Genomic DNA, 14578 nt, shown 5'->3' with positions numbered 1-14578 from the left:
TTTCCCATAGGTTGCAGGCGTGCGCGGGCGATCAGGGCACGAGCTTCCATTGGCCCTTGTCGAGCGTGACGATCACGCGGGCGCGCTCGTCCACGCCGTACAGGTCGCCGGGCTTGAAGTTGTAGACACCGTGCGTGCCCACCACTTCGCGGGTGCTGAAGATGGCGTCGCGCAGGGCCAAGCGGAACTCGGGCGTGCCGGGCTCGGTCTTGCCGGCGGCCAGCACGCGCTGGGCCGCGTCGGCGAACACCAGCCAGCCATCGAAGGAATAGGCCGAGAAGGCATCGCTGGTGGGCGCGTTGTTGACCTTCTGGTAGATGTCGCGGAAGGCCATGCCCATCTTGCGGGTCGGATGGTCGGCCGGCAGCTGCTCGGCCACGATGACGGGGCCGGTGGGCATCAGCGCACCCTGCCCGGCCGCGCCGACCACGCGCACGAAGTCGGGGTTGATCAGGCCGTGCTGGCCGTAGACCTTGCCCTTGAAGCCGCGCTCGGCCAGGGCCAGGAAGGGCAAGGCACCGGGCGTGCCGGCGCCGCCTGTCATCACCGCGTCGGGCCGCATGGCCAGCAGCTTGAGCACCTGGCCGGTGACCGACTGGTCGGAGCGCGCATAGCGCTCGTTGCCCAGCACCTGGATGCCGGCTTCCTTGGCCGCCTGGTTGAGGGCGGTGAACACCAGATCGCCCCAGGCGTCGGAGAAGCCGATGTAGCCCACGGAGCGCACGCCGTCCTTCTTCATGCGCTGTACCACCGCGTCGATCATCAGCTGCGTGGGCTGGGCCACCGTCATCACCCAGGCGTTGTCGGCCGGGTTCAGCATGATGGGCGTGAGGCCGATCATGGGTACCTTGGCATCGCGCCCAACCTGCGCCATGGCGATGGCGGCGGGCACGCCCGAGGTGCCCATCAGCACGTCGACCTTGTCCTCTTCCACCAGCTTGCGGGCGTTGCGGCCGGCGGTGGTGGGGTCGGAGCCGTCGTCCAGCACGATCAGCTGCACCTTGCGCCCGGCGATCTCGCCCTTGTAGGCCAGTGCGGCCTGCATGCCCTTGGCATAGGGCACGCCCAGCGAGGAGTTCGGGCCGGAGAGCGACACGCTCAGGCCGACCTTGAGGTCGGCCGCCTGGGCGACGACCGCGGCCGCGGCCAGGGCACCGGCAGCCAGCGCACCGCGGCCGAGGGACATCAGCATCTTCTTCATGGCAACTCCTGCTTGGGAGAAATGGGGACGGACGGAAGGACTAGACAAACAACTGGATGGCCGGCAGCGGCTGGCCCGCATCGAGCAGGTTGACCCGCTTCTCGCGGATCAGCCAACCCAGCGGCCCGCCGGGCACGAGCGTGTGGATGCAGTGGCCGGCCAGCAGCACCTGCTGCGGGCCGCGCGACTCGATGTAGAGGAAGGCGGTGCGCAGGCGGACTGCTTCGACGTTGACGAGGCTGTCTCCTTCGGCAACGCGAGCGTCGGGCCCGGCGGGCAAGCGGCGCGGCGCCTGCAGCACGTGCTGGCACCGGCTGGCCGGATGCTGCGAGTGGGCCCGCGGGCTGTGCAGGCGCTTGACGCGCAGTTCGAGCAGCAAGCGGTCTTCGAGCGCCAGCGCGTTGTGGGTCTGGGCGTCGGCCTGCGCGGCGCCCTGCAACGGGACCCAGTAGCGGCCGTCGGGCGCGAAGAGGGCCAGCCAGTCGTCCCAGCGGCGGTCGTCGATCAGCTCGGCTTCGTGGACGACGAAGTCTTCGGGAGAGAGTCGCCCCTCCGCCACCGGCACCCCAACGATCCGTTCGGGCTGAGCTTGTCGAAGCCGGGACGCGACGTCCGCCTGCGCGCCGTCCTGCCCTTCGACAAGCTCAGGGCGAACGGGGTTGGGCGACTCGAGGCGAACGGGGTTGGGCGACTTGGGGCGACCGGGGTTGGACGCCTCAAGGCGCACGGCGTTGGCCGACTCGGGGCGAGCGGGGTTGGGGTCGGGATCGGGATTCATACGCCCTCTCCCATCCACTTCGCCCAGGCGCGGAACTGGTTGCGCATGAGGCGCTCGTCGGTGCCGCTGGTCTCTTCCACCACGTCGCTGCGCTCGCCCTCGGCAAAGCCGCGGTGCAGGCTGACCCATTCGTTGCCCTCGCCGCGCAGGCCCTGCTGCATGCTCTCGAACAGGTGCACGTCGTCATGCGCCACCACCGACATGGGCGAGAAGACCAGCCGGTTGTAGTTCATCGAACGTTGCAGCAGCAGCTCGGGCGCGCCCTCGGCGCGGAAGCTCCAGGCCTCCACCAGCGTGCGGTCCGCCGCCAATGGGCGGATCACGCGGATGGCCTGCGGCGAGCCCTTGACCGACAGGCTGGGAAAGAGCACCGCGTTCTGCGGCGAGCGCTGCAGCACCTCGTTGGCGCGCTCCTCGCCCAACGCGCTGCGCAGCGCGTCCTCATAGTCCTGCAACTGCGCGTAGCTGGAATGGATGCTGAAGCGCGTGCCCAGCACGCTGTGCCCGTTGGGATACACGCGCCCGCCCATGCGGTCGAAGAAGTCGTAGCCGGAGCCGAAGGGCAGGATCTGCTCCATCGCCATCGGCTTGGGCGCATCGGCCGGCTGGTCCTTCCACAGCGCGTTGGCCGCCTGTGTGGCCGACTCGTGGGTGGACATGGGATGCACCGTGTCGTTGATGTTCTCCAGGTACATCTTCCAGTTGCAGTGGATGACGTTGCGCAGCACGCCGCCCGCCACCGTCAACCGCCGCTCGGGCGAGCGGTCGACCATGTTGTCGATCACCTGCAGGATGTCGCCGAAGTAGTCGTCGAAGGCGGGGCCCTCCTTCGCCAGCCGCACAAAGACGAAGTCGCGGTACACCGCCACGCCGGCCACCGGCTGCAGGCCCTGCCCCGATTCGCATTGCGCCAGCCCCGTGCCCTCATAGCCTGCCTTGAGCGGCAGCGCCAGCGGCGCACCGTCCAGCTTGTAGGTCCAGGCGTGGTAGGGGCAGCGGAAGAAGCGGCCCGTGTTGCCGTGCGCTTCGGTGACCAGCTGCGCGCCCTTGTGGGCGCAGCGGTTGTAGAAGACGCCCACGTCGCCATCGGCCTGCCGCACCATCAGCAGCGGCCGGCCGGCGATCTCCCGCGTGCAGTAGTCGCCAGCCGCGGGCACTTCGCTCGCATGGCCGGCGAACTGCCAGGTGCGGGCGAAGAAGCGCTCCTGCTCCAGCGCGAAGAGTTCCTGGCTCAGGTACAGGTCGCGGTGGACGCGCCGATCCTGCACCAGGGCCTGGAGGGCGGCGGGGTCCTCGCGGTAGCGCGTGCTCATGGCGTGGGTCGTGCTGCGGTGAAGGCGGTTAGCGGGTCAGGCGTTCAGGGCACCAGCTTCCACTGACCCTTCTCCATGCGCACGATCACCACCGCGCGCTTGTCCGAGCCGTAGCGGCTGTCGGGCGTGAAGTTGTAGATGCCATGCGTGCCCACCAGCTCGCGGGTGGCGACGATGGCGTCCTTGAGCGACTGGCGGTAGGCCGGCGTGCCGGGCTCGCCCTTCGCGCGCGCCGCGGCATTGGCCAGCAGCAGGTAGGCGTCGTAGGTGTACGACGAGAAGGCATCGACCGGCGGCGAGCCATTGACCTTCTGGTAGGCGGCGCGGAAGTCCATCGACACCTTGCGGATCGGGTTGTCGGCCGGCAGCTGCTCGGCCACCAGCACCGGACCGCTGGGCACTTCCAGGCCCTCGATGGACTTGCCGCCCACGCGCACGAAGTCGGCATTGATCAGACCATGCGTGCCGTAGATGCGGCCCTTGTAGTTGCGCTCGGCCAGCGCCAGGTAGGGCAGCGCGCCGGGCGTGCCCGAGTTGCCGGCGAACACCGCGTCGGGCCGCTGGGCCACGATCTTGAGCACCTGGCCTGCGACCGAGTTGTCGGCGCGCGCATAGCGCTCGTTGGCCACCACCTTGATGCCGGCCTCGCCCGCGCTCTTGACCAGCGAGTCGTAGGCCAGGTCGCCCAGCGCGTCGGAGAAGCCGATGAAGGCCACCGTCTTCACGCCCGCGGCCTTCATCTTCTCAACCACCGCGGCAACCATCAGCTCGAAGGGCTGCGACACCGACACCGTCCAGCCGTTCTCGGCGCCCGGCAGCGACACGGGCGTGGGCGAGATCAGCGGCACGTTCAGCTCGCGCGCCACGGCGGCGATGGCCATGGCGCCCGGCACGCCCGAAGTGCCGATGAGCACGTCCACCTTGTCCTCGGTGGCCAGCTTACGGGCATTGCGGCCGGCCGTGGTCGGGTCGGAGGCATCGTCCAGCACGATCAGCTCGACCTTGCGGCCGGCGATGGTGGGCATCTGCGCATGGGCGGCGCGGATGCCCTTCTCGTACGGAATGCCCAGCGCGGACACCGGGCCGGAGAGCGAGCTGATGACGCCCACCTTGAGGTCGGCCGCGAAGGCGCCGACGGCGAAGGCCGAGGCGGCCAGCAGGGCGAGAGGACGAAGCACACGAGAGGCCATCGACAGGGACTCCAAAAAGGAAGGGCAGGAAGGGACGAAGTCGGGGCCGGCGCAGTGGACCGCCGGCCTCCGTCAGTGGCGTGCGCCGGCGGTCGCCCGCATGGCGGCGCGATGGAGCCGGCTCAGGGCACCAGCTTCCACTGGCCCTTTTCGAGCCGCACGACCACGCGCGAGCGCTCGTCCGAGCCGTAGCGGTCGTTGGGCGTGAAGTTGTAGACGCTGTGGGTGCCGGCCAGCTCCTTCGTGCTGGTGATGGCGTCGCGCAAGGCCACGCGGAACTGCGGCGTGCCCGGCTCGGCCTTGGCCGAGGCGCGCTTGGCGGCGTCCAGGAAGATCAGCCAGGCGTCGAAGCTGTAGGCCGAGAAGGCATCGGTGGGCATGGCGCCGTTGGCCTTCTGGTAGGCGGCCCGGAAGTCCATCGACACCTTGCGGATCGGGTTGTCGGCCGGCAGCTGCTCGGCCACGATCACCGGGCCGGTGGGCGCCAGCAGGCCTTCGACCGAGGCACCGCCCACGCGCACGAAGTCGGGGTTGATCAGCGCATGCATGCCGTAGATCTGGCCCTTGTAGCCGCGCTCAGCCAGCGCCAGGTAGGGCAAGGCGCCAGGCGTGCCCGAGGTGCCGGTGAGCACCGCGTCGGGCCGCAGCGCCACGATCTTGAGCACCTGGCCCGTCACCGACGAATCGGCGCGCGCATAGCGTTCGTTGGAGACCACCTTGATGCCGGCCGGCTCGGCGCTCTTCTGCAACGCGTCGTACACCAGGTCGCCCCAGGCGTCGGAGAAGCCGATGTAGCCCACCGTCTTGACGCCGGACTTCTTCATGCGGTCCACCACCGCGCTGACCATCAGCGGCGCGGGCTGCGGCAGCGTGACCATCCAGGCGCCCTCCTCACCCGGCAGGTTGGCATTGGCGATGGAGATGAGCGGCGTCTTCGTCTCGCGTGCCACGGCGGCGATGGCCAGCGCGCCCGGCGATCCTGCGGTGCCGATGATGACGTCGACCTTGTCCTCGTCGATCAGCTTGCGCGCATTGCGGGCCGCGGTGCTCGGGTCCGACGCGTCGTCGAGCTGGATGACCTGCACCTTCTTGCCGTCGATGTCGCCCTTGAAGGCCTGCGCCGCAGCCATGCCCTTCTGGTAGGGAATGCCCAGCGACGAGACCGGGCCCGACAGCGAGGTGATGAAGCCGACCTTGTAGTCGGCGGCCAGCGCGGCGGGGGCTGTGGCCCCCAGCAGCGTGGCACAGGCCAGGGCAGCCAGGCTGCGCAGGGGACGTACTGACTTCATCATCTTCATCGCGGACTCCATCTCTTCGGTGGCAACACGGTGGAACAACGCCACTGCCGACGGGCCGCCTCTTCCACACTCCTGCGGCTGTCGCACTGGCACATGACTTATCAATTATTTAGTCTTAAACAATCCTAGCGAGCACATCCAGGCGTTGCAAGGGGACTGTCCTCATGGTGGAAAGCCGGGCCGCAGCGTGGTGCGTCGATGCACGACCTAGAGCGTCAGGCTCCCCACGCTGGTGCCTCCGCACACGTAGAGCACCTGTCCGGTCACGAAACTGTTGGCCGGCTCCACGAAGAAACGCACGGCCCGTGCCACATCGGCGGCCTCGCCCAGGCGCTTGACGGGCACGCTGGCCGCGAGCGCCCGTTCCTTCTCGCTGCCGGCGTCGACCACGTCGTAGAACATGTCGGTGCGGATGGGCCCGGGCGCGACGACGTTGACGGTGATGCCCTCGCCGCCCAGCTCCAGCGCCCAGGTGCGGGCCATGCCCAGCATGCCGGCCTTGGTGGCCGAATAGCTGGTGCGCGTGGCCAGGCCAAGGGCGGCCCGCGACGACAGCAGCACCACGCGGCCAAAGCCCGCGGCGCGCATGGCCGGCAAGGCGGCCTGCACGAGCTGCACGGCGCAGCCCAGGTGCAGGTCCACCAGCGCATCCAGGTCGGTCAGTTGCACCTGCGGCAAGAGGGCGGCGCGGATCACGCCCGCGTTGTGCACGACCGTGGTCACGGGCCAGCGCGACGCGACCTCGGCCGCGGCCTGGGCCGTGGCGGCGCGGTCGCTCAGGTCCACCTCGATGCTGTGCAGCCGCGCATGGGCGATGTCGGCCGGGCGGCGGGCCAGGCTCACCACCTCCCAGCCGCCGTCCAGCAGGTCCTGGCAGATGGCCTTGCCGATGCCGGCGCTGCCGCCGGTGACGACGGCGACGCCGCGGTCTGGAGTCACCGCGCTCATGCCGACCCCACCAGCGCCAGCACCCGCAGCGGGCTGCCGCTGCCCTTCTCGATCTTGAGCGGCGGGCAGATCAGCACCGCGCCAGCCGGCGGCAGCAGGTCCAGGTTGCACAGGCATTGCAGGCCGTAGCGTCCTGCCCCGTGCATGTAGTAGTGGCAGGGGTACGGCGGGCGCAGGTGGTAGCCCTGACCGGCATCGGTGCCGATGGCCTCGGAGCCGAAGCCCAGCACGTCCCGCTCTTCCACCAGGAAGCGCACGGCGGCCGTACTGGGGCCGGGCGTGTGCTGGCCGGTCTCGTCGAAGTTCTGGTACTCGGCCGGGTCGGTGCGCTTGGACCAGTCGGTGCGCATCAGCACCCAGGCGCCCTTCGGGATCCGGCCGTGCGCGGCCTCCCATTCGGCGATGTCGTCCAGCGTGAGCAGGTAGTCCGGGTCGTCCTTGACCTGCGGCGAGCAGTCGATCACGCAGGCCGGCGCCACGAAGTTCTGCACGGGGATGGTGTCCACCGCGTTGTTCGGCAGGTCGCGGCCGGAGATCCAGTGGATGGGCGCGTCGAAGTGCGTGCCGGTGTGCTCGCCGCAGGAGAAGTTGTTCCAGTACCAGCCCGGACCGCGCTCGTCGTAGCGCGACACCTCCTCGATGCGAAAGGGCCAGCACTGGCCCATCTCGGGCGGCAGCGCGATCTGCGGGAACTCGGGCGTCAGCGTCTGCGTGAGGTCGATGACGCGGATGCGCCCGGTGGCCAGCGCGCCCACCAGGCCGGCCAGGGCGTCGAGGCCGGTGGGTGCGGCGGCGGGGGTCGTGGTTGCGTTGCTCATGGGTGTCTCCTTGCCAGCGGGTTCAGCCACCATTTGTCGCCAGTTCGCGTTCGAGCACCTTGGGGTTGTCACGCCAGCGCTGCAGCCATTCCTGCGCCACGTCGCCGGGGTAGACGTCCTCCACGCCGTCGCGCAGCGCCTTCACGATGGCATTGGCCAGCGCGTCCGGGCCCAGCTTGGGCGGCGGCATGTGCTGGTTCCATTCGTCGTCGATGGGGCCGGGAAAGACATTGATGACACGGATGCCGGCCGGTCGCATCTCGGCTCGCAGGCACTGCGCCAGCGAATAGGCTGCCGCCTTGCTGGCGCTGAAGGTGCCGTGCGGCGGAAAGTTGGACAGCGCATAGATCGACAGCAGGTTGACCCAGGCCGTGGCCCCGGTCGCGCCATCGGCCGAGCGGCCCTTGAGCGCCGGGCCGAACTCCTGCGCCAGCCGCAGCAGACCGAAATAGTTGATGTCCATCTCCAGCCTGGCCACGTCGGTGCCGCGGCGCGCGCCGATGCCGAAGGTGCGGTGCACCTCGGCGTTGTTGATGACGATGTCCACCTTGCCGCCGATCTCGCCGGCCAGCTCGGTGACGGCGCGGCCGTTGGTCAGGTCCAGCGGCACCAGCGTCACCTGCGGCAGCGCGCTGATGTCCTCCAGGCCGCCGAGCTGCTTCCACGGCTCGGCATGGCCGACCCAGACGATGTCGGCGCCGGCCTTGACCAGGGCGCGCACTAGGGCCTGCCCGGCGGGCGTCTTGCCGTCGGTCACCAGCACCTTGCGGAACTTGGGGTCGCTGGTCATTTCGCGGAGCATCGGGTCGTCGGCCATGTGTGCAGTTCCTTCAAAGGGGAATCCGATCAGTACCGCCTGTCCGGCGCGGTCGAGCCGGGCACCCACGCGCACGCGCTGCGGTGCCTCGCCCACCTCGCCATGCAGGTGGACCATGAGGGAGGGGCCGCTGTCGAGCTTGACCATGCCCAGGCGCCAGGGCAGGCGCTCGCGGAAGAACAGGTCGTTGCTGTGGTGCAGCGTGGTGGCGCTGAGCAGCTCGCCCTCGCCGGTCTGGGGCCGCCAGCGCAGCTCGGTCGACAGGCACTGCTTGCAGGCGCCGCGCGGCGGGTATTGCACGGTGCCACATTCCTCGCACACCTGCAGCTCGAAGCGGCCCTCGGCCGCGGCGGCGGTGATGCCCAGCGCCTCGCGCCCGCGCGCCCAGGGCGGCAGGTTCATCTGGCGGGTGCGCAGGACGGGGTTCTTGCGCTTGGGGCGCATCAGGGGCATGGTCATCGTGGCACCTCCGCCGGGCCGCCCCAGGGCAGCTGCGCGGCCCCCTCGGGGGGCAGTGCAGCACACGAAGTGGCAAACGTGGGGGTCATGGTTCTTTCCCGAGGATCACCGCGCCGGTGCACAGGCAGCGGTCGTAGGTGACCATGCCGAAGCCCGCCACCAGGCCCAGCTGCGCGTCGGGCACGGTGCGCGGCCCGGCCTGGCCGGTGAGCTGGCGCAGCGTCTCCGTCATGCCCAGGAAGCCGCCCGCGGCGCCCGCCTGGCCGGCCGAGAGCTGGCCGCCGCTGGTGTTGTTGGGAAAGCTGCCGTCGTGCGTCAGCGTGTGCGACTGCACGAAGGCCGGGCCCTCGCCCTTCTCGCAGAAGCCCAGGTCCTCGAAATGCATCATCACGATGACCGGGTAGTCGTCGTAGGTCTGGATGAAGTCGATGTCCTTCGGCTGCACGCCGGCCTGCGCATACAGGTCGTCGCGGTCGCGGGCCCAGCCGCCGCGCACCATGATCGGGTCGTCGGCGAAGGCGTTGTGGCGCTCGATGCTGCCGCGCACCGTGACGTACGGCAGGCCCAGGTCGCGAGCCCGCTCCGCCGTCATCACCAGGAAGGCCTCGGCGCCGGCGCACGGCATCACGCAGTCGAACAGGTGCAGCGGGTCGGAGATGGGTCGCGCCGCCATGTACTCGTCGAGCGTCAGCGCCTTCTTGAACATGGCGTTGGGGTTGCCCAGGGCGTTCTGGCGCTGGGCCACGCAGATGCGGCCGAAATCCTCGCGCCTCGCACCGAACTGCCGCATGTAGTGCGCGGTGATCATCGCGAAGATGGAGTTCGGTCCGCCCGAGCCGTAGGGGTACGTGGCGTCGCGCGCAAAGTTGCTGAAGGCGCCCAGCGTCTGGCGAAAGGAATCCACATGGTTGGTGTCGGCCGCCACGCAGGCCACCACCTCGGCGTCGCCGCACTGCACGGCGCGCGCCGCGCGGCGCAGGCACATCACGCCGGAGGCACCGCCGGTGGGCACATGGTCCAGCCAGCGCGGGGACAGGCCCAGGTGCTGTGTGACGCCGACGGCCGTGTCGGGCGCCAGCGAGAAGCTCGACAGGCACAGGCCGTCGATGTCGTCCTTGGCGATGCCGCTGACCTCCAGCAGCGCGCGCACGGCCCTGCCCAGGAAGAAGTGCGCACCCTCGGTGGAATAGCGCTGGTAGGGCACCGTGACCGGCACGGCCACGGCCACACCGTCGTAGTTGCTGCGTTGTCGCCGGCCCATCAGTCCTGCCTCTTCTTCATGGCGCGGGTGTCGAAGCAGCCCGCGCTGCCCGGCAGCGCCTGCGCCATCTGCCGCAGCTCGCCGCGCTGGATCTTCTGCGAGGCCGTGAGCGGCAGGGCCTCGACGAAGGCAACATGGCCCGGCGCCTTGTAGTAGGCCAACTGGGCCAGCGCATGGCGCACGATGTCGGCCGCCAGGGCCTCGCCGGGCGCGGCCGCGGCGTCGGGGTCGATGACGATGCAGGCCAGCACCTCGTCGCCGCGCACCGCATCGGGCGTGGCGGCCACGGCCGACACCTTCACGGCCGGGTGCTGGTTGAGAACGCTCTCCACCTCCACCGCCGAGATGTTCTCGCCGCTGCGGCGGATGACGTTCTTCTTGCGGTCCACGAAATAGAGGCTGCCCGCCTCGTCGCGCCGCACCATGTCGCCGGTATGGAACCAGCCGCCCTGCCAGGCCTCGTCGGTGGCCGTTTGGTCCTTCAGGTAGCCGCGGAAGAAGTGGCGACGCGGGTCGTCGCCGCTGGAGCGCACCAGCAGTTCGCCGGGCGTACCGGCGGGCACGTCCTGGCCCTCGTCATCGACCAGGCGCGCCTCGACGAAATCCTCGGGCCGGCCGAAGCAGCTGGTGCCCACGTGGCGCGGCTCATGGTTGGCCATGATGCAGGCGGCGGCGCCCGTCTCGGTCATGGCCCAGGCCTCCACCAGCGGGAAGCCGAAGCGGGCCTCGAAGGGCGCGTGGTTCTTGCGGTCCACGCCAGCGCCGAAGGCCCAGCGGATGGCATGGTCGCGGTCGGCCGGCGTCTCGGCGGCGGCCAGCAGCATGGCGGGCATCACGCCCAGGTAGTGGACGATGGTGGCGCCGCTGTCGCGCGCGCTCTGCAGCCAGCTGCGGGGATGGAAGCGGTCCAGCTGAACGAGGCAGCCGCCGGCCACCAGCACCACCATGGTCGAGAAGGCCATGGCATTGACGTGATTGAGCGGCAGCGGCGTCATCAGCCGCTCCTGGTCGCAGCGGAAGGCGCACACGCCGTCCAGGCCCGCATACCACTCGCCTGCACGCAGGAAGTAGGCATTGCTCAGCATGCAGCCCTTGGGCCGGCCGGTGGTGCCCGAGGTGTAGAGCAGCGCGCATTCGGTGCCCAGGCCCACGACCTCGTTGGCGCGGGGCGCGGGCTCGGCGGGCCTGGGCACATCTGTGCTGTCGGCCGCCATGGTGTGCAGGTGGCGGCCGGCCTGGGCCGCGGCGGCTTCAAGGTCCGCGGCGCGCTGCGGCAGCGTGACGGCCAGGCCGATCTCGCTGTGGCCGATCAGGTAGGCCAGCTCAGCCGAGCGCATCTCGGCATTGATGGGCACCACGCTCACGCCCAGGGCATTGAGCGCGAACCAGTGGTAGAGGAAGGCCGGCCGGTTCTCCAGCAGCAGGCCGACCCGGTGGCCGTGGCCCCAGCCGGCGTGGGCATAGGCCAGGCGCAGGCGCTCGACCTCTGCCGCGGCCTCGGCCCACGCGGTGACGCCGGGCGGGATACCGTAGATCTCGGCCGTGACCGACTCGGTGTAGAGGAAGTCCGCCTGCGGCGTGCGTGCGGCACTGGTCGCGAAGGCGTCGTGGATGGTGCGGTGGGACATGCGGGCCCGCTTCAAAGAAAGAGCTGCACCGCCGGCAGCGCGGCGTCGCTGTTGATCAGGTCCACGCGCTTCTGCACCATGCGCAGTGCCCCATCCTGCACGCACAGGTGGTGCCAGGCCACGCCGGTCAGGAAGAGCATCTCGTCCGCCTGCGCCTCGCTGTAGTGGAAGGGCGTGCGCAGCACGAAGCGGTTGGCGGCCTCGTCGCGCGACTCCAGGCCCGGCAGCTGCAGCACATGCTGGCAGCGGCTGGGCGGTTGCTGCGAGAAGGCGCGCGGACTCTTGAAGCGCTCGATGCGCAGGTCGCGCAGCAGCTTGTCCTCGTACAGGTGCGAGGTGTGGTTCAGGCCGTCGGGCTGGCCCGGCGTGAGCGGCACCCAGTAGATGGCGTCGTCGGTGAACAGCGCATTCCACTCGTCGAAGCGCTTCTCGTCGAGCAACCGGGCCTCGTTCATGACGAAGTCGATCAGCTGGTCACGGGTGACGGTGGCGGGCGTGAGTTCAGCCATGGTCATGCTCCCATCGTCAGGGTCATGTGCTTGAGCCACGACCGGTACTGGTTGCGCATGGGCAGCTCGTTGGTGCCGTTGCTGGTCTCTTCGGGCGCGCGGCCTTCGTTCTCGTCGTAGTTGCGGTGCAGGCTGACCCAGTCGTTGCCGCTGGCATGCAGGCCGGCCTGGATGCCGCGGTAGGCCTGCAGGTCGTCGTGGCCCACCACCGAGAAGGGCGAGTTGATGAGGCGGCTGTAGGTGGTGGTGCGCTGCAGCAGCTCGTCCGGCGCGCCCTTGAGGCGGAAGGTCCAGCTCTCGACCAGGGTGCGGTCCACCGCGATGGGCCGCGCCACGCGAATCGCCTGGATCGCACCCTTGATCGTGAGGTTGGGGTAGTACACGGTGTTGTGCCGCGCCATGCCCAGGATCTGGGCCGTACGCTCCTCGCCGTAGCGGGCCTTCATCGCCTCTTCATAACCCGGGATGCCCGAGTACTTGCTGTGGATGCTGAAGTGCACGCCCGAGAAGCTGTGGCCGTTGTCGTACACCCGCACGCCCATGCCGTCGAAGAACTGGTAGTCCGACATGAAGGGCACGAACTGCTCGATGGCCATGGGCTTGGGCGCATCGGCTGGCTGGCCCGCCCACATGGCCTTGGCGGTGCCGGCCGAGGATTCGTGCGCCACCATCGGGTGCATGGTGTCGTTGAGGTTCTCGACGAACATCTTCCAGTTGCACTGGTGCATGAAGCGCAGGCACCCGCCGGCCACCTCCAGCTCGCCCTCGGGCGAGCGGTCGGCCATGTTGTCGATGGAAGAGAGCGAGTCGCCGAAGTACTCCTCGAAGTCCTGTCCCACGTCGTTGAGCTTGACGAAGATGAAGCCGCGGTAGAGCCGCACATGCCGCACCGGCGCCAGGCCCTTGGCCGCATCGCACTCCTTCAGCGCCGTGCCCTCGTAGCCGTTCTTGAGCGGAATGGCCAGCGGCGCACCGTCCGTCTTGAAGGTCCAGGCGTGGTACGGGCAGCGGAAGAACTTGCCCGTGTTGCCGCAGGCGCCGTTGACCACGCGCGAGCCCTTGTGGGCGCATCGGTTCATCAGCACCTTGACGGTGCCATCGGTGTGGCGCACCACGATCAGCGGCCGGCCAGCGATGTCCACGGTGATGAAGTCGCCCGGCTTGGGCACCTGGCTGTCGTGGCCGGCGTAGTTCCAGGTGTTGGCGAAGAAGTGTTCCTGCTCCAGCTCGAAGAGCTCGGGGCTGATGTACAGGTCGCGGTGCACCTGCTGCGGCTGCACCAGGGCGCGGATCGCCTCGGGGTTGTCTCGGTAGCGTGTCATGGCATGCCTTCCTTGCAATCGTGGGGCCTACAGGTCCAGCACCAGGCGCGGGCCCTTGGCGCGGGAGATGCAGATCTGCATCACCTGGCCGCCGTCCTTCTCGGCCTGCGAGAGGACGTAGTCGCGGTGGTCGACTTCGCCCTCGATCACCGGCACCGCGCAGACGCCGCATTCGCCACGCTTGCAGTCATAGAGCGGGTCGCAGCCGTGCTCGATCAGGCAATCAAGGATCGTCTGGTCGGCCGGCACGGTGAAGCGCTGGCCGGACTGCGCCAGCTCGACCTCGAAGGGCTGGTCGCCGGCTTCCACCACCGGCGCGCTGAACAGTTCGAAGTGCACCCGGCCCGGCGCCCAGCCGCGCGCCTGGGCAGCGGCGAGCACGGCATCGAGCAGCGGCTTGGGGCCGCAGACGTAGAGCGGTTCGTCGGCGCCCATGCCGTCCAGCAGGCCGCCGATGTCGAAGCCCTGGCCGCCGGCCTGGTCGTCCGCATGCAGGCGCAGGTCGGCACCCAGCATCGCCTGCAGTTCGTCGGCGAAGGCCAGCAGCGTGCGGCTGCGGCCGGCGTAGTGCAGGCTGACGCGGCGGCCCTGGGCGCGGCAGCGAGCGGCCATGCTGGCCAGCGGCGTGATGCCGATGCCGCCGGCCAGAAGCACAGCGCGGGTGGCACCGTCGTCCAGCGGGAAGTCGTTGCGCGGTGCCTGCACGTTCAGGCGGTCGCCGGGCTGAAGGCCGTCGTGCATGAAGCGCGAGCCGCCGCGGCCACCCTCTTCCAGCCGCACGGCGATGGTGTAGGCCGAGGGCGAGAAGCCCGGCGTCCCAGCCACGCCGTCCAGGTCAATCAGCGAATAGTGGCGCCAGTCGGCCTGCCCGTCCGGCAGCTGCACCTGCACCTGGATGTGGGCGCCCGGCGTCCAGCCGGGCAGCGCGGCGCCCTCGGCATGCTCCAGGCGCAGCAGGCGGATCAGCGGGTTGAGCGCACGCGCCTCGGTCACGCGCAGTGGCAGGGTCGCGATGGCGGGCGATGCCGTCATGGGT

13 protein-coding genes are annotated in these 14578 nt (G+C 69.7%); all 13 read right to left on the bottom strand.

Going from position 1 to position 14578, the window contains the following annotated elements:
• Positions 1 to 31: 31 nt before the first annotated feature.
• Entirely contained in the window at positions 32 to 1201 is a 1170-nt protein-coding gene (locus L0984_RS25155; protein WP_234197074.1) for an ABC transporter substrate-binding protein, read from the bottom strand.
• 40 nt (positions 1202 to 1241) lie between these two features.
• Positions 1242 to 1760 (bottom strand): aromatic-ring-hydroxylating dioxygenase subunit beta, encoded by a 519-nt coding sequence (locus tag L0984_RS25150; protein WP_234197197.1) that lies wholly within the window; start codon positions 1758 to 1760, stop codon positions 1242 to 1244.
• A gap of 215 nt (positions 1761 to 1975) precedes the next feature.
• On the bottom strand, positions 1976 to 3292 hold the full coding sequence (locus L0984_RS25145; protein WP_234197073.1) for an aromatic ring-hydroxylating dioxygenase subunit alpha: 1317 nt from the start codon (positions 3290 to 3292) through the stop codon (positions 1976 to 1978).
• 44 nt (positions 3293 to 3336) lie between these two features.
• Positions 3337 to 4482, bottom strand: a complete 1146-nt coding sequence (locus L0984_RS25140; protein ID WP_234197072.1) for an ABC transporter substrate-binding protein — start codon at positions 4480 to 4482, stop codon at positions 3337 to 3339.
• 122 nt (positions 4483 to 4604) lie between these two features.
• Positions 4605 to 5771, bottom strand: a complete 1167-nt coding sequence (locus tag L0984_RS25135) for an ABC transporter substrate-binding protein (protein WP_234197196.1) — start codon at positions 5769 to 5771, stop codon at positions 4605 to 4607.
• A gap of 216 nt (positions 5772 to 5987) precedes the next feature.
• A complete protein-coding gene (locus tag L0984_RS25130; RefSeq protein ID WP_234197071.1) occupies positions 5988 to 6728 on the bottom strand; it encodes an SDR family oxidoreductase in 741 nt (246 codons plus the stop codon).
• Positions 6725 to 7546, bottom strand: a complete 822-nt coding sequence (locus L0984_RS25125) for a cyclase family protein (RefSeq protein WP_234197070.1) — start codon at positions 7544 to 7546, stop codon at positions 6725 to 6727. The genes L0984_RS25130 and L0984_RS25125 overlap by 4 nt, the downstream gene beginning before the upstream one ends.
• 22 nt (positions 7547 to 7568) lie before the next feature.
• Positions 7569 to 8822 (bottom strand): SDR family NAD(P)-dependent oxidoreductase, encoded by a 1254-nt coding sequence (locus L0984_RS25120; protein WP_234197069.1) that lies wholly within the window; start codon positions 8820 to 8822, stop codon positions 7569 to 7571.
• 85 nt (positions 8823 to 8907) lie between these two features.
• The gene (locus tag L0984_RS25115; RefSeq protein WP_234197068.1) at positions 8908 to 10083 is read right to left on the bottom strand and encodes a thiolase family protein; all 1176 of its coding nucleotides are present in this window, start codon (positions 10081 to 10083) and stop codon (positions 8908 to 8910) included.
• The gene (locus L0984_RS25110) at positions 10083 to 11711 is read right to left on the bottom strand and encodes an AMP-binding protein (protein ID WP_234197067.1); all 1629 of its coding nucleotides are present in this window, start codon (positions 11709 to 11711) and stop codon (positions 10083 to 10085) included. The genes L0984_RS25115 and L0984_RS25110 overlap by 1 nt, the downstream gene beginning before the upstream one ends.
• An 11-nt stretch (positions 11712 to 11722) precedes the next feature.
• Positions 11723 to 12220, bottom strand: coding sequence for an aromatic-ring-hydroxylating dioxygenase subunit beta (locus L0984_RS25105; RefSeq protein ID WP_234197066.1), 498 nt, complete (start codon positions 12218 to 12220; stop codon positions 11723 to 11725).
• Positions 12221 to 12222: 2 nt separating this feature from the next.
• Complete coding sequence (locus L0984_RS25100; RefSeq protein ID WP_234197065.1) at positions 12223 to 13542, bottom strand: aromatic ring-hydroxylating dioxygenase subunit alpha; 1320 nt, start codon at positions 13540 to 13542, stop codon at positions 12223 to 12225.
• Positions 13543 to 13569: 27 nt separating this feature from the next.
• Positions 13570 to 14574 carry a PDR/VanB family oxidoreductase gene (locus tag L0984_RS25095; RefSeq protein ID WP_234197064.1) on the bottom strand — a complete coding sequence of 335 codons (1005 nt, stop codon included), beginning with the start codon at positions 14572 to 14574 and terminating at the stop codon, positions 13570 to 13572.
• Positions 14575 to 14578: the final 4 nt, after the last annotated feature.

The sequence above is a fragment of the Pseudacidovorax sp. NFM-22 genome, from assembly GCF_021401245.1.
Classification (GTDB): domain Bacteria; phylum Pseudomonadota; class Gammaproteobacteria; order Burkholderiales; family Burkholderiaceae_C; genus Xenophilus.
This window is presented reverse-complemented; position numbering and strand designations above follow the sequence as displayed.